This window comes from Aliarcobacter vitoriensis (assembly GCF_048320235.1).
Lineage (GTDB): Bacteria > Campylobacterota > Campylobacteria > Campylobacterales > Arcobacteraceae > Aliarcobacter > Aliarcobacter vitoriensis.
In genome coordinates, this window is the sequence record NZ_CP182882.1 from 67,879 (window position 1) to 91,609 (window position 23,731).

26 protein-coding genes are annotated in these 23,731 nt (G+C 26.7%); 14 read left to right on the top strand and 12 right to left on the bottom strand.

Features of this window, described 5'->3' with window-relative positions:
• Nucleotides 1-9 precede the first annotated feature (9 nt).
• Together ftsY and ACNSOS_RS00405 are read right to left on the bottom strand one after the other, a co-directional pair.
• On the bottom strand, nt 10-945 hold the full coding sequence (gene ftsY, locus ACNSOS_RS00400) for a signal recognition particle-docking protein FtsY (protein WP_113894922.1): 936 nt from the start codon (nt 943-945) through the stop codon (nt 10-12).
• 9 nt (nt 946-954) lie between these two features.
• Nucleotides 955-1,503: a TlpA family protein disulfide reductase gene (locus tag ACNSOS_RS00405; RefSeq protein ID WP_418185498.1), complete on the bottom strand. Its 549-nt coding sequence runs from the start codon at nt 1,501-1,503 to the stop codon at nt 955-957.
• A 98-nt stretch (nt 1,504-1,601) separates the two neighbouring features.
• Here ACNSOS_RS00405 and ACNSOS_RS00410 point away from each other — a divergent pair, with 98 nt between their 5' ends.
• Genes ACNSOS_RS00410 through ACNSOS_RS00425 form a run of 4 tightly spaced genes read left to right on the top strand, consistent with a single transcriptional unit; the run spans nt 1,602 to nt 5,053 of the window.
• On the top strand, nt 1,602-2,099 hold the full coding sequence (locus ACNSOS_RS00410; RefSeq protein ID WP_418185499.1) for a 5-formyltetrahydrofolate cyclo-ligase: 498 nt from the start codon (nt 1,602-1,604) through the stop codon (nt 2,097-2,099).
• A gap of 7 nt (nt 2,100-2,106) precedes the next feature.
• On the top strand, nt 2,107-3,651 hold the full coding sequence (gene rny / locus ACNSOS_RS00415; protein WP_113894925.1) for a ribonuclease Y: 1,545 nt from the start codon (nt 2,107-2,109) through the stop codon (nt 3,649-3,651).
• An 11-nt stretch (nt 3,652-3,662) separates the two neighbouring features.
• The gene (rsmD, locus tag ACNSOS_RS00420) at nt 3,663-4,256 is read left to right on the top strand and encodes a 16S rRNA (guanine(966)-N(2))-methyltransferase RsmD (RefSeq protein ID WP_113909114.1); all 594 of its coding nucleotides are present in this window, start codon (nt 3,663-3,665) and stop codon (nt 4,254-4,256) included.
• The gene (locus ACNSOS_RS00425; protein WP_113894927.1) at nt 4,256-5,053 is read left to right on the top strand and encodes an ABC transporter permease; all 798 of its coding nucleotides are present in this window, start codon (nt 4,256-4,258) and stop codon (nt 5,051-5,053) included. The genes rsmD and ACNSOS_RS00425 overlap by 1 nt, the downstream gene beginning before the upstream one ends.
• 31 nt (nt 5,054-5,084) lie before the next feature.
• On the opposite strand, the gene ACNSOS_RS00430 is transcribed toward ACNSOS_RS00425, so the two are convergent.
• Nucleotides 5,085-7,178, bottom strand: a complete 2,094-nt coding sequence (locus tag ACNSOS_RS00430) for a TonB-dependent receptor (RefSeq protein WP_418185500.1) — start codon at nt 7,176-7,178, stop codon at nt 5,085-5,087.
• 112 nt (nt 7,179-7,290) lie between these two features.
• On the opposite strand from ACNSOS_RS00430, the gene ACNSOS_RS00435 reads away from it, so the two are divergent.
• Nucleotides 7,291-8,259, top strand: coding sequence for a helix-turn-helix domain-containing protein (locus ACNSOS_RS00435; protein WP_418185501.1), 969 nt, complete (start codon nt 7,291-7,293; stop codon nt 8,257-8,259).
• A 4-nt stretch (nt 8,260-8,263) separates the two neighbouring features.
• On the opposite strand, the gene ACNSOS_RS00440 is transcribed toward ACNSOS_RS00435, so the two are convergent.
• On the bottom strand, nt 8,264-9,085 hold the full coding sequence (locus tag ACNSOS_RS00440) for an SDR family NAD(P)-dependent oxidoreductase (protein WP_418185502.1): 822 nt from the start codon (nt 9,083-9,085) through the stop codon (nt 8,264-8,266).
• A 55-nt stretch (nt 9,086-9,140) separates the two neighbouring features.
• Between ACNSOS_RS00440 and ACNSOS_RS00445 the strand changes: the two genes are divergently transcribed.
• Complete coding sequence (locus tag ACNSOS_RS00445; protein ID WP_418185503.1) at nt 9,141-9,920, top strand: TIGR02757 family protein; 780 nt, start codon at nt 9,141-9,143, stop codon at nt 9,918-9,920.
• A 30-nt stretch (nt 9,921-9,950) separates the two neighbouring features.
• On the opposite strand, the gene ACNSOS_RS00450 is transcribed toward ACNSOS_RS00445, so the two are convergent.
• Complete coding sequence (locus ACNSOS_RS00450; RefSeq protein ID WP_113892810.1) at nt 9,951-10,367, bottom strand: DoxX family protein; 417 nt, start codon at nt 10,365-10,367, stop codon at nt 9,951-9,953.
• A 125-nt stretch (nt 10,368-10,492) separates the two neighbouring features.
• Here ACNSOS_RS00450 and ACNSOS_RS00455 point away from each other — a divergent pair, with 125 nt between their 5' ends.
• Together ACNSOS_RS00455 and ACNSOS_RS00460 are read left to right on the top strand one after the other, a co-directional pair.
• Nucleotides 10,493-11,299, top strand: coding sequence for a helix-turn-helix transcriptional regulator (locus ACNSOS_RS00455; protein ID WP_418185504.1), 807 nt, complete (start codon nt 10,493-10,495; stop codon nt 11,297-11,299).
• Between the two features lie 66 nt (nt 11,300-11,365).
• Nucleotides 11,366-11,890 carry a YbhB/YbcL family Raf kinase inhibitor-like protein gene (locus ACNSOS_RS00460; RefSeq protein WP_418186319.1) on the top strand — a complete coding sequence of 175 codons (525 nt, stop codon included), beginning with the start codon at nt 11,366-11,368 and terminating at the stop codon, nt 11,888-11,890.
• A gap of 5 nt (nt 11,891-11,895) precedes the next feature.
• On the opposite strand, the gene ACNSOS_RS00465 is transcribed toward ACNSOS_RS00460, so the two are convergent.
• Nucleotides 11,896-12,762 (bottom strand): LysR substrate-binding domain-containing protein, encoded by an 867-nt coding sequence (locus ACNSOS_RS00465; RefSeq protein WP_418185505.1) that lies wholly within the window; start codon nt 12,760-12,762, stop codon nt 11,896-11,898.
• 101 nt (nt 12,763-12,863) lie between these two features.
• On the opposite strand from ACNSOS_RS00465, the gene ACNSOS_RS00470 reads away from it, so the two are divergent.
• Entirely contained in the window at nt 12,864-13,883 is a 1,020-nt protein-coding gene (locus tag ACNSOS_RS00470) for a YeiH family protein (RefSeq protein ID WP_418185506.1), read from the top strand.
• A gap of 31 nt (nt 13,884-13,914) precedes the next feature.
• On the opposite strand, the gene ACNSOS_RS00475 is transcribed toward ACNSOS_RS00470, so the two are convergent.
• From ACNSOS_RS00475 to ACNSOS_RS00500, 6 genes are all read right to left on the bottom strand, one after another.
• Nucleotides 13,915-14,745, bottom strand: a complete 831-nt coding sequence (locus ACNSOS_RS00475; RefSeq protein WP_418185507.1) for a phosphate/phosphite/phosphonate ABC transporter substrate-binding protein — start codon at nt 14,743-14,745, stop codon at nt 13,915-13,917.
• 9 nt (nt 14,746-14,754) lie between these two features.
• Nucleotides 14,755-15,882: an acyl-CoA dehydrogenase family protein gene (locus ACNSOS_RS00480; RefSeq protein ID WP_418185508.1), complete on the bottom strand. Its 1,128-nt coding sequence runs from the start codon at nt 15,880-15,882 to the stop codon at nt 14,755-14,757.
• Between the two features lie 8 nt (nt 15,883-15,890).
• Entirely contained in the window at nt 15,891-17,141 is a 1,251-nt protein-coding gene (locus ACNSOS_RS00485; protein ID WP_418185509.1) for a ferritin-like domain-containing protein, read from the bottom strand.
• A 131-nt stretch (nt 17,142-17,272) separates the two neighbouring features.
• The gene (locus tag ACNSOS_RS00490) at nt 17,273-18,001 is read right to left on the bottom strand and encodes a thioredoxin fold domain-containing protein (protein ID WP_418185510.1); all 729 of its coding nucleotides are present in this window, start codon (nt 17,999-18,001) and stop codon (nt 17,273-17,275) included.
• 68 nt (nt 18,002-18,069) lie between these two features.
• The gene (locus tag ACNSOS_RS00495; RefSeq protein WP_418185511.1) at nt 18,070-18,972 is read right to left on the bottom strand and encodes an AEC family transporter; all 903 of its coding nucleotides are present in this window, start codon (nt 18,970-18,972) and stop codon (nt 18,070-18,072) included.
• 3 nt (nt 18,973-18,975) lie between these two features.
• Nucleotides 18,976-19,347 (bottom strand): winged helix-turn-helix transcriptional regulator, encoded by a 372-nt coding sequence (locus ACNSOS_RS00500; protein WP_418185512.1) that lies wholly within the window; start codon nt 19,345-19,347, stop codon nt 18,976-18,978.
• A gap of 130 nt (nt 19,348-19,477) precedes the next feature.
• Here ACNSOS_RS00500 and ACNSOS_RS00505 point away from each other — a divergent pair, with 130 nt between their 5' ends.
• The 5 genes from ACNSOS_RS00505 (at nt 19,478) to ACNSOS_RS00525 (ending at nt 23,672) form a co-directional block, all read left to right on the top strand.
• A complete protein-coding gene (locus ACNSOS_RS00505) occupies nt 19,478-20,059 on the top strand; it encodes an NAD(P)H-dependent oxidoreductase (RefSeq protein WP_418185513.1) in 582 nt (193 codons plus the stop codon).
• Nucleotides 20,060-20,068: 9 nt separating this feature from the next.
• Nucleotides 20,069-20,365 carry a putative quinol monooxygenase gene (locus tag ACNSOS_RS00510; protein WP_323586674.1) on the top strand — a complete coding sequence of 99 codons (297 nt, stop codon included), beginning with the start codon at nt 20,069-20,071 and terminating at the stop codon, nt 20,363-20,365.
• Nucleotides 20,366-20,377: 12 nt separating this feature from the next.
• Nucleotides 20,378-21,403 carry a tRNA-dihydrouridine synthase gene (locus tag ACNSOS_RS00515; RefSeq protein WP_418185514.1) on the top strand — a complete coding sequence of 342 codons (1,026 nt, stop codon included), beginning with the start codon at nt 20,378-20,380 and terminating at the stop codon, nt 21,401-21,403.
• A 28-nt stretch (nt 21,404-21,431) separates the two neighbouring features.
• The gene (locus ACNSOS_RS00520; RefSeq protein WP_418185515.1) at nt 21,432-22,067 is read left to right on the top strand and encodes an NAD(P)H-dependent oxidoreductase; all 636 of its coding nucleotides are present in this window, start codon (nt 21,432-21,434) and stop codon (nt 22,065-22,067) included.
• Between the two features lie 111 nt (nt 22,068-22,178).
• Nucleotides 22,179-23,672, top strand: a complete 1,494-nt coding sequence (locus ACNSOS_RS00525; RefSeq protein WP_113892786.1) for a hypothetical protein — start codon at nt 22,179-22,181, stop codon at nt 23,670-23,672.
• The last annotated feature ends 59 nt before the right edge of the window (nt 23,673-23,731 follow it).

Consider the following 23,731-nt stretch of genomic DNA (forward strand, 5'->3'; position numbering starts at 1 on the left):
CCCTTAACCTTACTCTTTTATATAAATTTCATCTAATAAACTATCTACAAAATTATCTGGACTAAACTCTATTAAATCATTTTCTTTCTCACCAATACCAATGTAAAAAATAGGTAATTCAAGTTGATTTGATATAGAAAATAAAGCTCCACCCTTTGCTGTTCCGTCAAGTTTTGTTACAATTATACCATCTATTCCAACAATTTCATTAAAAGCTTTTGCTTGAGCTATTGCACTATTTCCTTGAGTTCCATCTAATATCATAAGTTTTTGATGAGGAGCATCAGGAAGTGCTTTTGAACAAACTTTTACAATTTTTTTTAATTCATTATTTAAGTTTGTTTGAGTCTGTAATCTTCCTGCTGTATCAATTATGACATTGTCTATATTTCTTGATATTGCAGCACTGATTGTATCAAATGCAACAGCACTTGCATCATGTCCTTGTTTTGTTTTAATAATAGGAATATTTAGTTTTTCTGCCCAAGTTGAAAGTTGTTCTATGGCTGCTGCTCTAAATGTATCTCCAGCTCCTAAAATAACACTTTGCCCATTTCTTTTTAAATTATTTGCAAGTTTTGCAATAGTTGTTGTTTTTCCTGCACCATTTACACCAATTATAAGTCTTACAAATGGTTTAGTATTTTGTAAATTTACTTCAGGAGCATGTTCGAAAAGCATTACAAGTCTATGTCTTAATTGCTTTCTTGTAATCATATCTGGCAAGCCATTCATAGCTTTTTCTATAATTTCATACTCAACATCTGATTCGATTAATAGTTCTTCAATTTCATCAAAAGATATTTTCTCTTTTTTTTGAGGAACAACATTTTTTATTGATGAAAATGTCTTACTAAGAGCTTTTGATAGAAAGTTTTTACTCTCTTCTTGAGTTTCTAAAGTTTTATTTTCTTCATTTTTATCTTTTTTTAAAAAGCTAAACATATATTTATCCTATTTTTCTAAGAGCTTTTTTATATCTATTTCTAGCATTTCATTTGGAACAATTCCTACATATTTTTGGAAAATATTTCCTTCTTTATCGACTAAAAATGAAGTTGGAATAGATTTTAGTCCACCTAAAGTTTTTGCTAAATCAAATCCTTCAACAGCATTTGTAACTGAATAATTTACATTATATTCTTTTAAAGCACTTAGTATCTCTTCATTTGATTTAAATTCTTCTAACAATATCCCAACAACTACTAAATCATTTTGAAAATCATCTTGTAGTTTTACTAAATTTGGTATTTGTACTTTACAAGCAGGACACCAAGTTGCAAAAAAATTAACTAAAACTAATTTATTATTTGAATCTTTTAAAATCAATTTATTGTCATTGAAACCAATTTCTATTGGAATATTTTTTAAAGTATTTAAATTAAACTGAGATTGAGAGTTGTTTGAAGGTTGAATATCTTGTTTCTTATCATCTTTTGAGTCACATCCAGCAAAAAATAAAATTGAAAAAATTGAAAAAAACACCAAAGTTTTAAACTTCATTTTAATTCCTTTAGGTAAAATTATTAATTAGGTAGAGATTTTACCTAAGTGAGGCTTAAATGAACACAAATCACAAAAGTGATTTTCGAAAATTGTGTATGAAAAGATTGAGATCTACTGCACTTTATTCAAAGTATTACAAAAATAAAATAGTTGTTAAGAATTTAAAAGAGTTTATTTTAAAAAATGAGTTCCAAAATATACTTTTATATATACCTTTAGATATTGAAGTTGATACAAAACCATTGATTAATAGTCTAAGAAAGATGAAAAAGAATATTTATGTTCCATATATGAAAGGTGATAGTTTTAAAATAGTAAAATACAGACTACCACTAAAAAAGAAGAAATTTGGTATATATGAACCAAATAACTCATTTTTGAACCCAAGTAGAATTGATATTGCAATAGTTCCAGTTGTTGGAATAGATGCTTTAAATAAACGAATTGGATATGGAAAAGGAATGTATGATAGATTTTTTTATAGGCTAAAATATAAACCAGTTATAGTTTTTACACAATTAATACTTTGTAAAAGTAAAGAGATTTTAAGTGATAATTACGATATTAAAGCAGATTTTATAATTACGGGATAGGAAATAAATGGAAAATATAATAATAGCTTTAGTTGCTGGATTTTTTAGTTCAGTAATTACTGTTTTTGTTACAAAGAAGATAAACAAGGCAAAGTTTGAAGTGTTTATCGAACAAGCAAAAGCAAAAGCAAAAGTGATAGAGCATGAAGCAGAAGTTGCTTTAAAAGATGCTCAGTTAAAAGCAAAATTTGAGTGTGATAGAGAGTTTAAAAGTGCTAGAAAAGAGTATGAAACAATGCTCTTTAAAATAGAAAAAAAAGAAAAAGATTTAAATGAACATTTAGAGAATGAATTAAAGCTTATAAAAAAAGAAAAAGAGCAAATAGAAGATAATAATAGAAGAATCACTATTCTAAAAGATGGTATTGAAGAGCAAAAAAGAACTTATGAGCAAAAAACTTTAGAAGCTATAAAAATACTTGAAAATGCAAGTGGTTTAACTCAAAGTGAAGCAAAAGAACTTATGCTTGAAAAAGTAAAAGAGGATTCAAGAGCTCAAATAGCTTCAATTTTTAGAAAAAAATATAAATTAGCTGAACAAAATTCAAAACAAGAAGTTAATAATCTTTTATCTCAAGCTGTTACAAGATATGCAGGAGAGTTTGCAGCTGAAAGGCTTATAAATAATATTCCTTTAAATGATGAAGAGACAAAAGGAAAAATTATAGGAAAAGAGGGAAGAAATATAAAAGCATTAGAGATGCTTTTAGGAGTTGATATTATAATTGATGATACTCCAAATACAATTACTGTTTCATCTTTTAATTTATATAGAAGAGCGATTGCTACAAAGACTATTCAAGAATTATTAGAGGATGGAAGAATACAACCAGCAAGAATTGAAGAGATTTATAAAAAAGTAAAATCAGAATTCGATAAAAACATCCAAAAAGAGGGTGAAGATGTTATTATGGAATTAGGAATAAAATCTATGCATCCAGAACTTATTAAACTTGTTGGAAGATTAAGATATAGAGCTAGTTATGGTCAAAATGCACTTGCACACACACTTGAAGTTGCACATTTAGCTGGGCTTATTGCTGCTCAAATGGGTGGAGATGCTATTTTGGCAAGACGGGCTGGAATTATGCACGATATTGGAAAGGCTTTAACACATGAAGCACCAGGTAGTCATGTTGATTTAGGTGCAGAGATTTGTAAAAGATATGGGGAGTGTGAAACTGTTATAAATGCAATTTATGCTCACCATGGTCATGAAGAACCTATAAATGTAGAAAGTGCTGCTGTATGTGCTTCAGATGCTTTAAGTGCAGCTAGACCAGGGGCAAGAAGAGAAGTTTTAGAAAGCTTCCTAAAAAGAGTTGAAGAAGTTGAAAATATATCTACAAGTAAAGTTGGAGTTACAAATGCCTATGCTATAAATGCAGGACGTGAAGTAAGAGTTATTGTGAGTGCAGAACTTATAAATGACGATGAAGCAATACTTTTAGCTACAGAAATAGCAAAAGATATAGAAGAAAAAGTTCAATATCCTGGGGAAATAAAAGTTAATGTTATAAGAGAAATAAGAGCTGAAAGTTATGCTAGATAGAAAGGTCTAATATGAAAAATGACAAACCAACAACAAAAATAATAGCTGGTAAATATAAAGGTAAAGTTTTAGAATTGCCATCGCTTGATGTTACTAGAAGTTCAAAAGCCATGCTTAAAGAGTCAGTTTTTAATGTTTTACAGTTTGATATAATTGATAAAATATTTATTGAATCTTTTGCTGGAAGTGGTTCTATTGGACTTGAAGCAATTAGTCGTGGAGCAAAAAGGGCTTATTTTATAGAGCTTGATAAAAACTCTTATTCTATTTTAATTAAAAATTGTAAATCAGTAGATATTGAAAAGTGTCAAACTATCCAAGGGAATGCTTTTGTACAAACACCACTTATTTTAGATTTTATGAAAAACTCTAAAGATGAAGTTATTTTATATGTTGATCCACCTTTTGATTTTAGGGATGGAATGGAAGATGTTTATGAAAAATCATTTAGAATGATTGCAAATATAGAAGTTGATAATATATTTAAAGTAATAGTTGAACATCTTTCAAATATTGAGATACCAGAAGTTTTAGGTAAATTTTCTTTGGAAAAAACTAGAAAATTTGGTAAAAGTTCAATATCTTATTATAGCTATACGGTTTGATGTTTAAATTTTCTCTTTATTTACTTATATTTACAATTTTGGCAATATTTTTATTGCCATTTTTTTATACTGTATCTGCTTATGAATTAAATCCTCAAAAAATACTTTTATCACCTTCATTTGAACATATTATGGGAACAGATAGATTAGGACGAGATGTTTTTGCAAGAATTTTAGTTGGGGGTCAAACTTCACTTATTATTGGATTTTTAGCTGCTAGTTTTTCTTCTTTTTTAGGGCTTATTATTGGTATTACAGCAGGGTATTTTAAAGGAAATATAGATAAAACTATTACAATAATAATTGATTTATTTTTAACTTTTCCAACATTTTTCCTTCTTTTGGCTTTAGTATCTTATATTGAAGCAAATGCTGTTATTTTAATATTTGTTATTTCTATAACTGGTTGGATGGGAATGTCAAGAATGATAAGAAGTGAAAGTTTTGCAATAGGAAATAAGCCATATATAAAAGCTTTAAAATTAGCAAATGTTAGTAATATAAAGATTGTTTTAAAATATTTTGCACCACTTTTAGCTCCTATTTTTTTGATCTCTTTCTCTTTTGGAGTTGCTGGAGCAATATTAGCTGAATCTGGATTGTCATTTTTAGGACTTGGAGTAAATCCACCACAGATGAGTTGGGGAAGTTTATTAAGCGATGGAAAATCTGTAATGGATATAGCTTGGTGGGTTAGCTTTTTTGCAGGACTTATGATATTTATAATAACTTTTTGCTTGATACAAATAAGTGATTATTTACAACATATTGCAAATAAAAAAGAAGTTTTAAAATAGAGTAGAAAAAATTCACTCTATTTTATATAATTTAAAATTTATAAATTGCACCAATTCCAAATTTTCGTGGTTCATTAAAGCCTATCCAAGCATTACCATCTCTTTCCATAAATGAAGTTACATAATCTTCATTTGTAATATTTTTAATATATCCATAAATATCCCAATATTTAAATTTATAACCAATCTTTGCATTTGCAGTAATTCCACCATCTGTTTTTATTATTTTCCCTTCTCCACTATTGTATGATGAGTTGAAAAAATTATTTGAACCTTGTGCATATAAATCCATTCTTCCATAAATTCCACTATTAGTTAAATATGAAACTCCTAAATTTGCAGTATACTTTGGAGTTTCTTGTATTCTTTCTCCATTAAATTTTCTTTTTCCATTATCAAAATCATCATATTTTGCTTGAATTAATCCTAAACTTCCAAAAATACTCCAATTATCAGTTAAAAAATAAGTTCCATCAACCTCTATTCCTTGTGAATGACCTTTTTTAGCATTATCAACAAAGAAATTACCAATATTATCAACATAATAAGCATGAACATCTTTTATATCCATTCTAAAAATAGCACTGTTTAAAGCAAAATTATCTCCTATATATTTTGCTCCTATTTCATAGTTTATAGATTTTTGAGGTTCAAAAGTGTTTTCTTTACTTAAATTTGTTGTAGCATTTGAAGGTGTATAGTTTAGTCCACCAGGTAAATAACCTTTTGAGATTGATACGTAAGTTGTTAGATTATCATTTATTTTATATGTAAGAGCAGCTTTTGGTAAAAAATAATTCCAAGTTTTTTCATCTTTATATGAAAGCTCTCCTATTGGATTGCCACCCCAAATTCTTTTTACATCAGCATCAACTTCTTTTTTAATTCTTTGATATCTTCCTCCCAATGTTAAATCAACTTTTTCTATAATAGGGATTATAACTTGTCCAAAAACTGCTTGAGTTTTACTTTTTGCAGAAGATTTATAGTTTGCTTGATATACAGAACCATAATAATCACTTTCATAGCCATATGGTCCTTGCTCTCTATCTTCTTTATCTAAATATAGTCCAGTCACCCATTTTATATTTTGATTCTTACTTGAAAGTTTAAATTCTTGAGTTGTTGTTTCAAAATCTGTAACATTCCATTGTTTTAATCCATCAAAAGAGTTTCCAGACATATTATCCACATCATAATCTCCATCAACTTTTACTTTTTTATGAGTTGTAGTTGAGTTAAATTTTACTTTTTCTGTTTCATAAGATAGATTGAAAGCTTGTGAATTTAGTTTTGTTTTTTCCGAAGTTGGCATTTCAAAACTCACATTTTCTGCATCTTTTCTTTTTAGGCTATTAAGAGATGTGTTTGGGTTATCTACAACCATACCATTTACGCCATAATTTTTTTCGTAGTTATTTGTTATAGTTAATTTTGTTGATAAATTATCTGTTGGTTTGTATAGTAAAAATCCACTTGCTTTTCTATCATTATATTTATTAGCATGTTTATTCATATTTGGGTAATGATTTTCTATCCATCCATCGCTATGATCAAATGAACCATTTATTCCTGCAAATAATTTATTATCAATTATAGCTCCACTTGTATTTAGCTTTGTATTAAAAGTATTGTCATTGCCATATTCTGCTCCTATACTTCCACTCCACTCATTTTTAGGAACTTTTGTAACTATATTTATAACAGCACCAATTGCATCTTTTCCATAAAGTGTTCCTTGAGGTCCTCTTAAAACTTCTATTTGTTCTACATCTGCTAAAGATGGATTATAATCAAATTTATCATAATATGGTACTCCATCAACATAAATAACAACTGGATTGCTATGAGTGAATTGAGAAGTATTTAATCCCCTAAAAGATGTGTTACTTCCTATTGTGTTTTGATTATACATATTTGGAATTTCTTTTACAACATCTCGAATAGTCTTAATTCCTTTTTGTTCAATATCTTCTTCAGATATTACAGATATACTTTGAGGAACATCTTTTATATTTTCCTCCATTTTATTTGCACTAACTGTTATCTCATCTAATTTTGTAGTTTCATTTGCATATAACAGTGAACTTACAAATAGTGATGCAAGTATTAACTTTCTTTCCATTTTTATTCCTTTCACCCGATTTTAAATAAGTTTGAATTATAATGATAAACACTATTTGTTTCAAGGAATATTTTAGTAATTTAGAATTTTGTTTGAGTATAAAAGGATAAAAATGTCAAGTAATTTTATGTTAAATGATATAAATAGTTTTTATGATACTAGTTTTATAAAAAATTATTCTATAACTTTTCCTAAAAATAGTGGGATAATGATGTGTGAAAAAAATATTTTAAATGATGATATTCTTATTTATAAAACTGAAGTTAAGGCTAATGAAGAATTATCAATTTCATCTCATTCTAAAATTGATAGTTTAATTATAAATATTGTACTTGATGGTAAAATTTCATACATAGATAATAATCTTGATAAAATCGAAACTCTTAATAAAAATGAAACATATATAAAATATATAGATGATTATAAATCAACTACTATTGTTGATAAAAATAGTTTCTCAAAAGGATTAGCAATATCTATAAAAAATAGTTTTTTAGAAAAAAATCTTTCTTCAAATAAATCTTTATTAGAAGAGCTACAAAATCATCAAAAATCCACAATTATTCATAAACAAGATAATCAAATAAATATAAAACTTGCAAATGAACTTTTCCATTCTCCATTTTATAGTGATTTACATAATATTTATATACAAAGTAAGGTTTTAGAATTGATTTATAATCAATTTAGTTCTTTATTAGATGATAAAAATAAATTATTATTTTATGATAGAGTAAAACTTTCAAGTGAAGATATAGATGCTTTACATAAAGCAAGAGATATTATTTTGGTAAATCAAGAGTTTTATGATTTAACAACATTGGCTAGAAAAGTTGCAATAAATGAGTTTAAACTCAAATATGGTTTTAGACAACTTTTTAATACAAGTCCTGGTCAAATGATATTAGAACAAAAAATGATTTATGCTAAAGAATTACTTGAAAAAAGCGAGTATTCTATTTATGAAATTTCACATTTTATAGGATACAAACACCAAACAAGTTTTACAAATGCTTTTATTAAGTTTTTTGGTGTACGACCAAAAGATATTATGCTTAAGAGAAAATATTACTTTAAGTAATATTTTATATCTTAGTAAGTATTTTATCAAGCCAATTTTGGCTCAAAACTCTTTTTGCAAAGCCCAATATGTAAGTAGCTTTTGTTACATAGTATCTTGGTTTGGGTTTTTTACTATTTAGTATTTTTAGAACAATGTTTGCAACACTTGTAGCTGGAAGGTTGAAAGTTGATTTGTCTTCTGTACTTTCAAGTCTAGACTTTACTTCATTTTTGTAAGTATTTTCCCAAAAACTTCCTTCGATTTTAATATTCTTTATAAAACTATTTAAAGAATTCTGTCTAAATTTTGAAGTAACTGGTCCAGTATTGATTGTACTTATAAAAATATCACTATTTGAAGTTTCAAGCCTTAACGTATCACAAAGCCCTTCAATGGCATATTTACTAGCATTATATGCTCCTCTAAATTTTAAAGCTATTATTCCTAAAACAGAACTATGTTGTATGAGTTTTCCATATCCTTGATTTCTAAAGATTTTCATTGTTTGAATAGTTAGTTCATGAAGCCCAAAAACGTTTGTATCAAACTGTTCTTTTAAAACTTCAACACTTATATCTTCAACGGCCCCTGGTTGCCCATAACCAGCATTGTTAAATACAGCATCTATTTTTTTATCAGTTTCTAAAATTGTTTTTAAAGCATAACTTATCTCATTTTTATTTCTAACATCAATTTTAAAAGTTTTAAAACCTAAATCTTCAAGCATTTTCACATCTTTTTCATCTCTTGCACTTGCATAAACTTTTATACCATTATCTTTTAGTGTTATTGCAGTTTGAAGACCAATTCCGCTTGAACAACCAGTAATTAATATATTTTGCATAATATTCCTAATAAAATTTTGGCTATTATATCAAAAAATAGATTTTAGGATAAAAATGACACAAGAAGATATAGAGCTAAAAGAACTTTTAGATATAGAATCAAATAGCAGAAATACAGATTTTGAGTTAAGTTATGAAAAACCAGATCCATTGTTGATAGCAAAAAGACAAAGTGATGATGAAGCAATACTATTATGTGCTTTATTTGCTTATGGAAATGCTAAATTGATAGTAAAATTCTTGGATAGTTTGGATTTCTCACTTTTAAATGAAAGTGAAGAAAAAATAGAAAAAGGGCTAAAAAATCACTACTATAGATTTCAAAATAGTCAAGATGTAATAATGGCTTTTAAAAGTTTTAGAAGATTAAAACAAGAAAGTAGTTTAGAAGAGTTATTTTATCAAGGATATAAAAAAGAAAATAGCGTTTTAGAAGGGATAGATTTTGTTATACAAAAGATAAAAGAAAAAGCAAATTACTCTTCACAAGGTTTTGATTTTTTAGTTGGAAATTCACTAAAAAGAGATAAAAATGGATTTATAAAAGAGATGGGAAATGCTCCATATAAAAGATGGAATATGTTTTTAAGATGGATGGTAAGAAAAGATAGCCTTGATTTAGGGCTTTGGCAAAAAATAGATAAAAAAGATTTAATATTACCATTAGATACTCATACTTTCAATGTATCACTAAAACTTGGTTTATTGTCAAGAAAAACTTATGATTTAAAATCAGCACTTTTGATAACAGAAAAATTGAAAGAGTTTGATAAAAATGATCCTATAAAATATGATTTTGCTATTTATAGATTAGGGCAAGAAAAAATGATATAAATATTAAAAGTACCAAAATGGTACTTTTAATTATCTTTTATCAAGACTTATTTTTCCAGCACCTAGGAACATCAAAGCAACAGCTCCAAACATAAATAGTAGTTGTAGTTCGATAATTAATCCACCAGTTTTTTCATTTAATGCGAAAATTTGTGATGAATGAGCTAAGTAAATAGCAAATACCATAGTTGATGCATATATAAAACTACTTATTCTTGTATAAAAACCAATGATAATTAAAATAGGAACAATAATTTCTCCTAAGTAAACTCCATAAGCCAAAAATTGTGGTAAACCATTACTTGCAATTAAAGATTTAATACCATCAATGCCATTTAATTTATTAAGTCCATGGAAAATCATTAAAATCCCAAGAGTTAATCGTAATATTAATTTACCTATATCATCACCTAAAACTCTAGCCAAAAAGTTTTCTAAACTTCTCATATCTTTTACTCCTGTACAAATATATTTGCTTGGAATTGTATCAAAATGAAAATAAAAAAGGTTTTTAATAACATTTTGTTAGAATAATTGATAAATAAAAATAAAAGCAAAGGGGGTGTAAATTAGTGAATAATGATTTAAAAAATTTGTCAATATGTAAATATATACAATATCAAGAACAACAAAAAAAAGAAGTTTTTATTTCTACAAATATTTTAATTTTTGTTATAAAAGGTACAAAAATTTTACATTTTAATGATCAAAAAATAGTTGTAAATCCTAATGAAGTAATATTTCTAAAAAGTGGATATTATGTAATGAGTGAAATATTAGATCAATATTTTGAGTCAATACTTTTTATGTATGATGATACTATTCTTTTGGATTTTATTCAAAAATATGATTTAAATTTTGAAAATATATTCTCATTCGATGATAAATATTTTAAGATTAAAAAAACATCTATTTTTGAGATATTTCAAGCGTCAGTTTTATCTTATTTAGTTGAAAATTCATCAAATAAAGATTACTTAATTAAATTAAAACTAGAAGAAGTTTTTTTTAATATACTAGAATCAGATTCTAAAGAGTACTTTAAAATATTTTTATCTTCAATTTATAATGAATATTTTTTTAAAATAAAAATAGAAAAAGAGTTTAATATAAATGAAAATATTTTACTATTTGCAAAAAAATTTAATATGACAGATTTAGCATTTAGAAAAAAATTTAAAACTATTTTTGGAACAACACCAAAGAAATGGCAAATTGAGAAAAGGTTTGAAAAAGCTAAACTTTTACTAGAAACAACCAATTACAATGTAACTGAAGTTTGTTATAAAAGTGGATTTGAAAATATATCTTGGTTTATACAAACATTTAAAAAGAGATACAATATTACTCCAAAACAGATAAAAAACAATAAAAATTAACTATTTTCTAATAGAATTGAATTTTATATTTGTATATAATTATAAAAATAAAAAGGATAATAAATGATTAAAAAAATATTATTAGGAGTATTTTGTTGTGCAAGTTTTATATTTGCAGATAATTTTACTTTAAAAAGTAGTGATTTAAAAGGACAATTGACATCTAAAGAAGTTTTTAATGGTTTTGGATGTGTAGGAGAAAATATATCTCCTCAATTATCTTGGGAAAATGCTCCAAAAGGTACAAAATCATTTGCGATTACAGTTTATGATCCAGATGCACCAACTGGTTCAGGTTGGTGGCATTGGATTGTTTTTAATATTCCAAAAGATAAAACTTCAATTCTATCTGGATTTGGAAATAGTGATTCAAAAGATGCTATTCAAAGTGTAACTGATTATGGAAAAAGTGGATTTGGTGGTGCTTGTCCGCCTGTTGGAGATAAAGCTCATAAATATATTTTTACAGTTCATGCACTTGATGTTGAAACTTTAGGTTTAGATAAAACTGCAACTCCTGCTCTTGTAGGATTTATGTTAAATTCTCATACAATTTCTAAAGCTTCTTTAATTTCATATTACGGAAGATAGAATTCCTAAAATCTACTTTTTATAAAATCTTTAAAGGTTTCAAAGAGTAGATTTTTTGATTTTTCTTTATGATATATAAGATAAAATTCTCTTTGAATTTCTAAATTTTTTAGTTTTATTTGAAAAAGCTTTTTTTCTTCTAACTCTTTTTTTACCACAACTTTTGATATAGTTGTAACTGTTTCTTTGTTGCTTAAAACAATAGATTTTATGTCTTCAAAATCATGTAGTTGCATAAAGATATTAAGTTCTTTTGAAATATTACCAATTTTATTCATAAATATCTCTCTTGTTCCACTACCAATTTCTCTTAAAATCCATCTTTTTTTAATACTATCTATAAAAGCAATTTTAGGATGTTTATCATCGCTTGTTACTACTATTAACTCATCATCTGCTAATTTCTCTTTTATTAAATTACTATTTTGAGTATCCACTTCAATAAGCCCAATATCAAGTTCACCTTTTAAAACTTTATCTATGATTTCACTTGAATTTATAGTTAATATATCAAGTTTTACATCTTTATATTTTGATAAAAAATCATAATAAATATTTGGCATTATGTAGTTCGATATAGTTTTACTTGATGCTATACTTACATTTCCTGCTAATTTATTTTCTTGAAAAATATTTTGTGCGTCAATAAGTGCTAAATAGTGTGAAAAAGTTTTTTCTTTAAAATATTTTCCTTTTTCATTTAATATTAGTTTTTTCCCAATTCTATCAAAAAGCTGTTCATTTAGACTATTTTCAAGTGATTTTATAGCAAGTGAGATAGCTGATTGGCTTATATTTAATTCACTTGCAACTTGAGTAACTTGTGGATTTTCACTTAGTTTATAAAAAAAATTTAATTCTTTTAAAGTCATATATTTTACCTTATTAAAAATATTTATTATTATATTGAAAATAATATATTTTACAAATTAAATAAATGAAGTTATACTTACAAAATCAAAGGAGTAATATTATGAAAACAAATAATAAAAATATCATTAATACCTTTTATGGAGTTCTATTTGTATCTATTTTTACTTTGATTGCTATGTTTTTAGGTGAAATGAAGTTTTTTAAAGAATTAGGAGTAAGTCCACTTATAATTGGAATAATTTTAGGAATAATTTATGCAAATAGTTTGAAAGAAAGATTTAATTTTTTTCAAAGAGGAATAAACTTTTCTACAAAATATATTTTAAGATTAGGAATTATTTTATATGGATTTAGGCTTACTTTTCAAAATCTTGTAGAAGTAGGGGTTAGTGGAGTTTTTATAGCTCTTTGTATAGTTTTTTTTACTTTTATATTTGGATATATTATTGGAACAAAAGTTTTAAAAATGGATAAGGAACTAACTATTTTATGTAGTGCAGGAAGTTCTATTTGTGGAGCAGCAGCAGTATTAGCAACACAAAGCGTTTTAAAAAATGAAGCATATAAAAGTGCAATTGCTGTATCTTTTGTAGTAATTTTTGGAACAATTGGGATGTTCTTATATCCATTTATGGACAAACTTGGGATTTTTGGTTTTACAAATAATGAAATAGGTATTTTTTTAGGTGCAACACTTCATGAAGTAGCTCATGTTGTAGGTGCAAGTAATGCTTTGGGTGAAGTAGTATCAAATAGTGCAATTATAGAAAAGATGATAAGAGTTATATTTTTAGTTCCATTTTTGATTGTATTATCTATTTTTTTAATAAAAAGTGGTTTTCACAATAAAAAAGAGAAATCAAAAGTAGTTATTCCTTGGTTTGCAATATTTTTTATTGTTGTTGTAGCATTGAACTCTTTTGAATTCTTAAATAAAAGTACAATAGAAACTATAAATTTTATTGATACTTTTGCTTTGACTATGGCTATGAGTGCTTTGGGAATGGAAACGAGTTTTGATAAGTTTAGAAATACAGGCATGAAACCTTTTTATATATCTTTGATACTGTTTATTTGGTTAAGTGTGGTTGGATATTTTTTAGTTGAGTTTTTCTTTTGAAAATAAGTATCTTTTTAAAGATACCTATTTTCTACCAGTTATTTTTGATTAAATCTTGCTCTTTCATAGCTTGAGTTAAAACTTCATAACCTTTTAGTTCTTCATTTGTAGTTACAACCCATTTGTTTAAACCTTCAAGAAGCATCATTTTTTTGATGATTGGATCATTTGGATCTTGGCTTAAAAGCATATCAACAAAAGTTTTTTTGATATTTTCATCTAAAGAGTTTAAAGCTGTGAAGTTACAATGGCAATAACCTTCACTTGTATAAAAAGACTCTATTTCACCTGCTGGAAATAGACCTTCTTCTAAAACTCTAACCCAAGTGCTAATCCCAATAGCACCAGCATCAAGCTTACCATTTTTTATATCTTCAAGTACATCAAACTCACTTCTTCCTGTATCTCCATGTTTACCTAAATCTGAGTTATATCTGATTATTTCAACATCTTTTATATTTTCACCTAACTCATTTTCTAAATATTTTAAAGGTAAAATAGCTGCTTGTGCAGAATCAGCACTTCCTAATCCAAACTTTTTACCTTTTAAATCTTGAATTGATTTGATACCACTTTTTGCTTTTGCAATAAATACAGATTTAAAATCAATATCTGTATCTCTCATCAAAAGTGCTTGAGCTTTGCGATTACTTAATTCATAGGCTCTAACCCACGCAACATTTGTATTCCAAGCAATATCAATTTTTCCACTTAATAAATATTCAATTTGTGCTTCATAATTTGAAAAAAGCATATAATCAAGTCTTACACCATTGTCATTAAAATAATCTCTGATAATATCCCAAATTGTTACGATTTTTGGGTCATAAGCAACTGAACCTACTACTATTGGTTTTTGCATTTTTTCTCCTTAAATTATCTCTTGATTTGTTAAAGCTTTTCCAAGCCAAGTTGTAAGAACATCTGTACTTGGAGCCATAACTTGTGCTGCTAAAGAGTCTCTTAAAAGTCTTTCAATTGTTAATCTTTTTGCATAAGCTGTTCCACCACCAATTTTCATAGCTTTTGTACAAACATCAACTGCAAGTTGTGAAGCATTTAATCTTGCTGCAATTACATTTGCTAAAGCAGCAGGGTCTGCTTCAACTACACTTTTTGCAGCACTAAGAGTGAAGAATTTTGCACTTGTAGCTTTTGTATAAATATCTGCTATATGGTTTTGAACTGTTGGAATATTGCAAAGTGCTGATTCATCACTATATTTTCTATTAATTGAATATTCAATAATTGTATTACTTGCATTTAATGCAACACCACTATAAACAGCAGCTAATCCCATAATAAAAAATGGACCAACAGTATTCATAATCTGTTCTAATCCTGAACCACTAGCACCAATTCTATATTTATCATCTATACTTACATCTTTTAATATCATAGGACAAGAAGCATTTCCTCTCATTCCAAGTCCATTCCAAGCACTATGTTCAAAAGTAATACCCACTAAATCTTTTGAAACTATCCAATTATCTAATCCTTCATTATCAAAAGAGTTTGCATCAATTAAATAATAATCAGCATATTGTGCAGAAGTAACAAAACTTTTTCTTCCATTCATTTTTAATGAGTTTGATTCTTTTGTAACTTTTATTTCTGGAATATAAAAATGTGTTCCTGTCCCACTTTCACTATATGCCAAAGCTAACATAATTTCACCATTTGCAATTTTTGGTAAGATTTCTTTTTTTAATTCATCACTTCCATGAGTTGCTAAACAATTTGTAGCAACATTGTGCATCATATAACATAAAGCAGTTGTTGCACAATAATTTGCAAAAGCTAATATCGTTTGTGTGTGTTCATAAAATCCAAGACCCATTCCACCAAACTCTTTTGGTACAAGTAAACCAGTAAGTTTTTTATCTTTTATAGCTTTAAAACTATCCATTGGAAATTTAGCTTCATCATCAATTTCCTTAGTAAAGGGTGCAATATTCTCTTTTGCAAAACCCAACATTTCATCATATAAATTTGACATTCTTTCTCCTACATAAAATTTGGTGTATGAACTTTAGAAATATCATTTGCTAAATCTTCATCCATACCTATATTTACTAATCTTTTTACTCTATTTTCATTCATTTTTTGTTTTAATTCTTCAACTAAATCAAATCCTTTTTTATAATCATCTGGCTCATTGCTACCTCCTGCTAAAATAGCTAAAGATTCAATTAATAAAGATGATTCACTATTTATTTCATCCATAAATTCTTTTCTTCTATATGCAGTATTTTTTAAAGCATTTATTCTATTTGGATTTTGTTCGATTGCTGATTTTACGTGTTCTATTCCATAAGCAACATGTCGCATTTCATCTCTTTTTGCTAGTCTTATAATCTTTTTTGTAGCTTCATCGGGCATATATTTTTCTAAGAAGCTTAATAAATCAACAAAAGTTCCTTCTCCCATAACATGAAGTAAAAAAGAACTTTTTATATAATCATCTTCTTTAAATAATGAAAAAAGTGAACGTTGAGTAACTTCACTAGAGTATTGGAATCCTCCACCATTTGCATTAGCTCTTTTTGTAAATACTTCTATATGTCTTGCTTCATCGTTCATTAAAGATGATAAAAATAGTGGAACTTCCATATAATAAGGATTTATTTTACTTATAAATTTTCCAGGAATATATAAAGCTGAAAACTCATTTTCAACTAAATAAGTCATTATTTGACAAATTGCTTTTTCTAAAACTGGATTTAAATCTGGAATCTCATTCCAAGCTATATCTGTTGTTGCATTCCATTGAAGATTTTTCCCTTCTTCATATAAAACTGATATTGGATTCGACCAAACTTGTTCTTTAAAAGATAGCTCAAAATCATAAATGGGACTATTTTCTTGAGTTATTATTCCTCTTGTTAAAAGACCATTACTCTCTGGTGCTTTTGTAAGAATTTCTTCGCTTAGATTCAAATCTTTTAGTTTTGGATTAGAAGTTTCTATCCCTTGCATCTTTTTACCCCAAGATGCCTTTTGTGAAAAACTATTTTTAGATATCTTTTGAATTTTATAAGAGTATTGATTTTTTAGACTTTCTCTACCTAAATATAAATGTCCTCTTAATTTTGCCCATCCACGAAGTTCAGTTTCGATATTTGCTTTTTGTGAAATAATTTCTATTATTTCATAAGTATTTGCTAGTAAGAAAGTATTTTCTAATTTTAAAAATAGAGATTTTGATGGTGGAATATCACCTGTAAATATAGATATACAGTGATTTAAATTGTCCAAATGAATCTCCAAAATTATATTTTAATTTTGACTACACATTGAGTTTATAACTAACGTGTAGAATATCAACCTGATATCTTAGATCGAAATTCTAACACAAAGAGATAAAAAAGTAATTAAAAATTTACCTTTTAGTTTACTTCAATTCCATATCTATTTAGTAATTCAACCCAAATAACACTATTTCCATTTTTATCAAATAATGCTGGAGTTCCTTGCACATTTAGAGTTTGTCCTAAATTTATATGCTCTTGAAGTTTATTTTCTAGTTTATTAAGTTCAGATTTTGAATATTTTGCATTTTTAACTTTACTTAAATCATCTCCAATATTAAACTCAAACATAGCATCTGTTTTTTCCTGAGTTGTTTTTTTACTCAAAATGTATAAAGATAAATCTTTTGCATTTTCATGAAAATCTAAAGGATATAAAAATACTTTTATTTTAACTTTATCTTTTATTTGTGGTAAATAAGATTCAAACTTTTTACAATAAACACACTCTGGATCAGTAAATAGAATAAACTCGTCTTTTCCATTACCATAAGTAAAAGCTTCTTTATCTTTTGTTATAGATAAATCAACAGGAATAGCAAGTTGAGAACCTGTTTTTGCATTGATAACAGCACCAGAAATTATATAATTTTTGTCTTTTGTTAAAAATATCTCATCTTTTTGACCTTTTACTTGGATACTTAATATGTATAAATCTCCAATTTCAAAGCCTTTTAGAACTTTTATATCATTTCTTTTTAAAAGTTCTAGTTGTTCTATTTTTGATATTTCAGATTTTGAAATCTCTTTTAAATTTGCAAACATAAAGCTTGATAGTAGTAAACAAGCTATTAAAATTTTGAACATAAATTTTCCTTTAAAATTTTTTCGTATTGTATCTATTTAATATTAAAAAATGTAAAGTTATTTTAACTTTACATTATAAGAATACTGAATATATAAGTTGTAGCAAAAGATATTATGATTCCATACCCCACAATAGCTGAACTAAGTCTTGGTGCAAGACCAGCCATAGCAGCAATTGCACCTGCATTTATCATAGGAGCCATAGCTGCTTCAAGTATTGATACTGTTCCTGCTAGATTGTTCCAACCAAATATTTTACATACAATAATGGCAACTATTGGAGCAAAAATAAGTTTTATACCTAATCCAATACCAAATGGTTTTATATCTTCTTTTGGAAGTTTTAATTGTAGTTGAAGACCAGCAGCAACTAGTGCTACAGGAACAGTTGTAAGAGCAAAAGCTTGTAAAACTTTGGTAATAGTTGGATTGAATTCAACTCCAACTAAAAATAAAGCTATTATTAAACATAAAAATGGTGGAAAGATTAAAACTTTTACAATCATCAATTTAAATGTAACTTTTGTTTTACTTGTATAAATAGATACTATAAAAGTTCCATATATTGCAAAAGCTAAGAAAGTTCCTAGTTGATCATATACAAGTAAATAAGGCATAAAATTTTCATTTGGTAAGTATGTATCAAGAAGAGGAATACCTAAGAATGAACTATTTGTCAAAACTGCAACAAGCATCAAAGCACCTGTCACTTCTTTTGTGAAATTGAAAACTTTAGATAATATGATAACTAAAAAAGCACTCAATGTCATAACGATCCATGCAACAATGGCTGGTATCATCAAATCAAGTGAAAAGTTTATTTTAGGAATTTGTAAAAATATGATTGCTGGATATGATACATAAAGTACAAATTGATTTAAAGCAACTGAACCATCTCTTTGCATAATCCCTAAACGATTCAACATATAACCTAAAAAAAGAGCTAATAAAATTAAAATAATATTTTCCATTTTTTACTCACATAAGTTATTTTGACAGGCATCGTCTGAAGTTATTTTTCCAAACTCTTGTACATAGTCTATTCCCCATTTATGCATATTTTCTAAAACTGGACGCAATCTTTCTCCACTAGAAGTTAGACTATAAACTACTTTGGGTGGAATTTGTGGAAAACATTCTCTATGAATAATATTTTTTTCTTCTAATTCTTTTAATTTTATTGTTAGAGTTTTTTGAGTTATTTCACTAATTTCTTCATGTAACTCTTTAAATCTTTTTTCACCATCTAGTAGATGCCAAATTATTGATAATTTCCATCTATCATTAAAAATATCAAGAGTTACAGATACACTGCATTTGTACTCTTTATCATTTATATAATACATAATTTAAATCCTTTTATCTCGAAAAGATTATAACATAGAAAAAATTAAATTCTTTTACTTACCTAAAGTAAAGTAAGAGAAATTTAAGTTTATGATATATATAATTTTCAAATATTTTAAGGAGTAATAAATGAAAAAAGTTTTAATTTTAAATGGACATCAGTATTATGATGTAGTTGCACTTGGTGAATTAACAAAAAGCTATATAAATAAAGCAACAAAGTTTTTTTTAGAAAATGGTTTTGAAGTGAAACACACTGATATTGAAAAAGGTTATAATGTAGAAGAAGAGACTGAAAAATTTGAATGGGCTGATTATGTGTTATTTCAATATCCAGTTTATTGGATGGGTGTTCCATGGATTGCAAAAAAATATTTTGATGAAACTTTTACTCAAGGAAGACACTATGCAAATGATGGAAGAAGTAGAAGTGATGCAAGTAAGACTTATGGAAGTGGTGGATTATTGAAAGGTAAAAAATATATGTTAAGTGTAACTTACAATTGTCCAATAAGTGAATTTGACAATCCAAAAGGTTTTTTTGATGGTTTATCTTTAGATCAAGCTCATGTTGCAACTCATAAAACTTTTGAATTTTGTGGTTTAAAACCATTAAAAACTTATTCAGTACACGATATTTTTAAAGGTGATTTAGATTTAACAAAAGAGTTAGAAAAATTTGAATCAGTTTTAAAAGAGAATTTTTTATAGGAAAAAAATATGAAAAATATTGTAATAGTTGCAAGTATAAAAGTAAAAGAAGCTTTTAAAGATGAAGTTTATAATGAACTTTTAAAACTTCATAAAGCAACCCATGAATTTGATGAAGGTTGTATTCAATACGATTTACATAAAGATTTAAGTGATGATTTTAGTTTTACTTTTGTAGAAACTTGGGAAAATGCTGAATTTTTATCAAAACATGAAGAAAAAGAGCATTTTAAAACTTTTGTTTCAAATATTGATGGAAAGATAGAGAATTTAAATATTCAAAAATTGGAAAAATTAGATATTTAAAAGGATTTTTTTATGAGCCTATTATTAAAAAGTGGAAACATAGGAAAGATTGAATTAAAAAATAGAGTTATTATGCCTCCTATGTGTATGTATAAAAGTGATAACAGTGGAGAACTTAAAGATTTTCATTTTTATCACTATATTTCAAGAGCTTTAGGTGGAGTTGGTTTGATTGTAGTTGAAGCAACTGCAGTTGAACCAAAAGGACGAGTTACTAATAGTGATTTAGGTCTTTGGGATGATTTATTTATTGAAAAGCATAAAATTTTAAATGAAAAATTACATTATTTTGGTGCAAAAACAGCAATTCAAATAACTCATGCAGGAAGAAAATCTGAAACAGATGAAATTTGTGTGGCTCCTAGTGCAATATCTTTTAGTAAGAAAAACCCAAGAATTCCTAAAGAACTAAATATTGATGAAATAGAGTATATAAAAGAATTATTTTTAAAAGCAGCTTTTAGAGCAAAAGAAGCAGATTATGATTTTATTGAAGTTCATTCTACACATGGTTGTTTATTAAATCAATTTTTATCACCTTTAACAAATAATAGAATAGATATTTATGGTGGAACTTTAGAAAATAGATGTAGATTAATTTTAGAAATAGCCAATGAGATTAAACAAAAAGTAAATCTGCCGTTAATTTTAAGAATTGGTGCAGATGAGTGGATGAAAAATGGTTGGAATATAGAAGACGCAATTTATTTATCAAAAGAGTTAGAAAAAGTTGGTGTTGATTGTATAGATGTATCAAGTGGAGGAAATATAGAAAATCCAGATAATGCACCAAAAATTGAACCTTTATATCAAGCTTCTTGGGCAAAAAAAATAAAAGAAAATTTAAATATTCCAGTAATTGCAGTTGGATTGATAACTACACCAAAAGAGGGTGAATATTTACTTGAAAATCAATTTTGTGATTTTGTGGCTTATGGAAGAGAATTACTTAGAAATCCAAATTTTGTATTTTATGTAGCAAAAGAGTTTGATAAAAAAGATACAATAAATATTGCATATCAAAGAGCATTTTTATAATAAATTTAATTTAAAAAAGGAGAAAATTATGGAAAAAACTTTTATGGAAGCTATGGATTTTAGACATGCTTGCAAAATTTTTGATGAGACAAAAAAAATTAGCGATGAAGATATAAAATATATCTTAGAAGTTGGAAGAAAAAGTCCAAGTTCATTTGGTCAAGAAGGATGGAAATTTTTAGTTATTACAAATGAAGAGTTAAAATCTAAATTACGTCCACATTGTTGGAATCAAGTACAGATAACTTCTTGCTCACATTTAGTTATAGTTTTAGTTGCAGTTGATAATTTAAAACCAGAGAGTAAAGTTCCTGCAAAAAGATTCTCAAGAAGGGAACTACCTCAAGATAAAATAGATGCTTATGTTGAACTTTATGGAAATCATTTAAAAGCTACTGGTGTTTTAGATAGTGATAAAACTTTATATTCTTGGGGAGCAAGACAAACTTATATTGCAATGGCTAATATGATGACAGCAGCAGCAACAAAAGGTATAGATTCTTGTCCTATTGAAGGATTTGATAAATCTGAAGTAGAAAAAGTTTTAGCTTTGGATACAAAAGAGTATCAAGTAAGTGTTATTTTACCTTTTGGATATAGAATAAATCCACAATCAACTCAAATGAGATTAGCTCTTGAAGAAGTAGTAGAATTTATAAAATAATTTATAAAAGAAGAAAATTTTATTTTCTTCTTTTTCTTCAAACCATACAATTAATAAACTAAGTAAAAATATAGTAGAATAGCCAACATTTCACAGTATAAAAGGTAAAAAATGTTTAGTATTAGTGATATTGAAAATTGGCTAAGAGATTATGGAATAAACAATTATCATATATCAGAAGATTTTTATGTTTCTGTTCAAGGAAATGTTAATTTAAATGAAAAGTTAAAAGGTGAAAAACTTCCAGTTAAGTTTGATAGAATTGATGGATATTTTGACATAAGCAATAATGATTTACCAAGTTTAGAGGGATGTCCAAAAATTGTTATGAAAGATTTTAATTGCTCATACAATAAATTGACTTCATTATTTGATTGTCCTGTTGAAGTAGGTGATTTTGATTGTTCTCATAATAATTTAAAAAATCTATCTTATGGTCCAAAGGAAGTAAAAGGATTTTATGATTGCTCTTACAATGAGTTATCATCTATAAAAGCAAGTCCTAGAACAGTAAAAGGGCATTTTAAATGTAATAATAATCGTTTAACAAGCTTAGAAGGTGGACCAAAGACTATTGATACATATTTTGATTGTTCTAATAATATTGTTGAAGGATTAGTTGGTGGACCAATTACTGTTAAACAAGACTATATTTGTAATTCAAATAGACTAAGTGATTTAGATGGTGTTGCAGATGAAATAGGTGGAGATTTAGTAACTGATGTAAAGTTAAATATCAGTTCAAAGTTTGATGATGAAGGACAATATTATCGATATAAGGGAAGTGAAGCAGTTTCACATATATACAGACCTATTGTTGCTTTAACAAATACTGAAGATATACAAGCTTGGCTTGATAAATTTGATATAAAATCAACTACAATTTTACCAGATAACTCTGTTGATGTTCATGGAGATGTAAAATTATCAAACAGATTACCAAACTTGTCAAAATTGCCAATTAATTTTAACTATGTAGATGGAGATTTTGATATAAGTGAAAATGAACTTGTATCTCTTGAAGGAAGCCCTACAAAAGTTGGTGGAAGTTTTTTTGCTTATAAAAATGAACTAAATTCGCTAAGAGGTGGTCCTAAAGAAGTAAAAGGAAGTTTTGTAATTTTACACAACAATATAACTTCATTGCAAAATTCTCCAACAATAGTTAAAGATGATTATATATGTTCTCATAATCCTTTAAGAACTTTAGAAGGGATAAATACAGTTTTAGGATATTTGTTTACTGGAGTTTATGTTCCAAGATTGAAGTGTCAAAAATATAATTATAAGGGCATTACAACATATAAATATCCTGGTGATGCAGTTATGAAATATCTTGATGAAGAGTATATTTCTTTAACAGATGAAGAGAAAGCTTTTGAAAGTACTAAGAAAAATCTAGAGAAAGTTATCAAAAAAATGTTAAATGCAAATACTTTAACAAAAGAGATGATAACTGATCAATTAATTAAAAACCTTACAAAATATCAACTTGACCAATTGAAAACTAAAGTTTTATGGATAAAGAATCCACCAAATGAAGACAATAGTGATATTATAAGTGAAGATGATATTATGAAACTGGCTTTTGAAAAAGAGTTATAGGCTCTTTTTAAGCCATAAAACTTAATTTTTTGCTATAATCGAGCAAATTTTACAAAATA

What these genes read in the sequence shown, in the direction of transcription:
- ftsY (WP_113894922.1), bottom strand. Translation starts at nt 945, where the DNA reads ATGTTTAGCTTTTTAAAAAAAGATAAAAATGAAGAAAATAAAACTTTA.
- ACNSOS_RS00405 (WP_418185498.1), bottom strand. Translation starts at nt 1,503, where the DNA reads ATGAAGTTTAAAACTTTGGTGTTTTTTTCAATTTTTTCAATTTTATTT.
- ACNSOS_RS00410 (WP_418185499.1), top strand. Translation starts at nt 1,602, where the DNA reads ATGAAAAGATTGAGATCTACTGCACTTTATTCAAAGTATTACAAAAAT.
- rny (WP_113894925.1), top strand. Translation starts at nt 2,107, where the DNA reads ATGGAAAATATAATAATAGCTTTAGTTGCTGGATTTTTTAGTTCAGTA.
- rsmD (WP_113909114.1), top strand. Translation starts at nt 3,663, where the DNA reads ATGAAAAATGACAAACCAACAACAAAAATAATAGCTGGTAAATATAAA.
- ACNSOS_RS00425 (WP_113894927.1), top strand. Translation starts at nt 4,256, where the DNA reads ATGTTTAAATTTTCTCTTTATTTACTTATATTTACAATTTTGGCAATA.
- ACNSOS_RS00430 (WP_418185500.1), bottom strand. Translation starts at nt 7,178, where the DNA reads ATGGAAAGAAAGTTAATACTTGCATCACTATTTGTAAGTTCACTGTTA.
- ACNSOS_RS00435 (WP_418185501.1), top strand. Translation starts at nt 7,291, where the DNA reads ATGTCAAGTAATTTTATGTTAAATGATATAAATAGTTTTTATGATACT.
- ACNSOS_RS00440 (WP_418185502.1), bottom strand. Translation starts at nt 9,085, where the DNA reads ATGCAAAATATATTAATTACTGGTTGTTCAAGCGGAATTGGTCTTCAA.
- ACNSOS_RS00445 (WP_418185503.1), top strand. Translation starts at nt 9,141, where the DNA reads ATGACACAAGAAGATATAGAGCTAAAAGAACTTTTAGATATAGAATCA.
- ACNSOS_RS00450 (WP_113892810.1), bottom strand. Translation starts at nt 10,367, where the DNA reads ATGAGAAGTTTAGAAAACTTTTTGGCTAGAGTTTTAGGTGATGATATA.
- ACNSOS_RS00465 (WP_418185505.1), bottom strand. Translation starts at nt 12,762, where the DNA reads ATGACTTTAAAAGAATTAAATTTTTTTTATAAACTAAGTGAAAATCCA.
- ACNSOS_RS00470 (WP_418185506.1), top strand. Translation starts at nt 12,864, where the DNA reads ATGAAAACAAATAATAAAAATATCATTAATACCTTTTATGGAGTTCTA.
- ACNSOS_RS00475 (WP_418185507.1), bottom strand. Translation starts at nt 14,745, where the DNA reads ATGCAAAAACCAATAGTAGTAGGTTCAGTTGCTTATGACCCAAAAATC.
- ACNSOS_RS00480 (WP_418185508.1), bottom strand. Translation starts at nt 15,882, where the DNA reads ATGTCAAATTTATATGATGAAATGTTGGGTTTTGCAAAAGAGAATATT.
- ACNSOS_RS00490 (WP_418185510.1), bottom strand. Translation starts at nt 18,001, where the DNA reads ATGTTCAAAATTTTAATAGCTTGTTTACTACTATCAAGCTTTATGTTT.
- ACNSOS_RS00495 (WP_418185511.1), bottom strand. Translation starts at nt 18,972, where the DNA reads ATGGAAAATATTATTTTAATTTTATTAGCTCTTTTTTTAGGTTATATG.
- ACNSOS_RS00500 (WP_418185512.1), bottom strand. Translation starts at nt 19,347, where the DNA reads ATGTATTATATAAATGATAAAGAGTACAAATGCAGTGTATCTGTAACT.
- ACNSOS_RS00505 (WP_418185513.1), top strand. Translation starts at nt 19,478, where the DNA reads ATGAAAAAAGTTTTAATTTTAAATGGACATCAGTATTATGATGTAGTT.
- ACNSOS_RS00510 (WP_323586674.1), top strand. Translation starts at nt 20,069, where the DNA reads ATGAAAAATATTGTAATAGTTGCAAGTATAAAAGTAAAAGAAGCTTTT.
- ACNSOS_RS00515 (WP_418185514.1), top strand. Translation starts at nt 20,378, where the DNA reads ATGAGCCTATTATTAAAAAGTGGAAACATAGGAAAGATTGAATTAAAA.
- ACNSOS_RS00520 (WP_418185515.1), top strand. Translation starts at nt 21,432, where the DNA reads ATGGAAAAAACTTTTATGGAAGCTATGGATTTTAGACATGCTTGCAAA.
- ACNSOS_RS00525 (WP_113892786.1), top strand. Translation starts at nt 22,179, where the DNA reads ATGTTTAGTATTAGTGATATTGAAAATTGGCTAAGAGATTATGGAATA.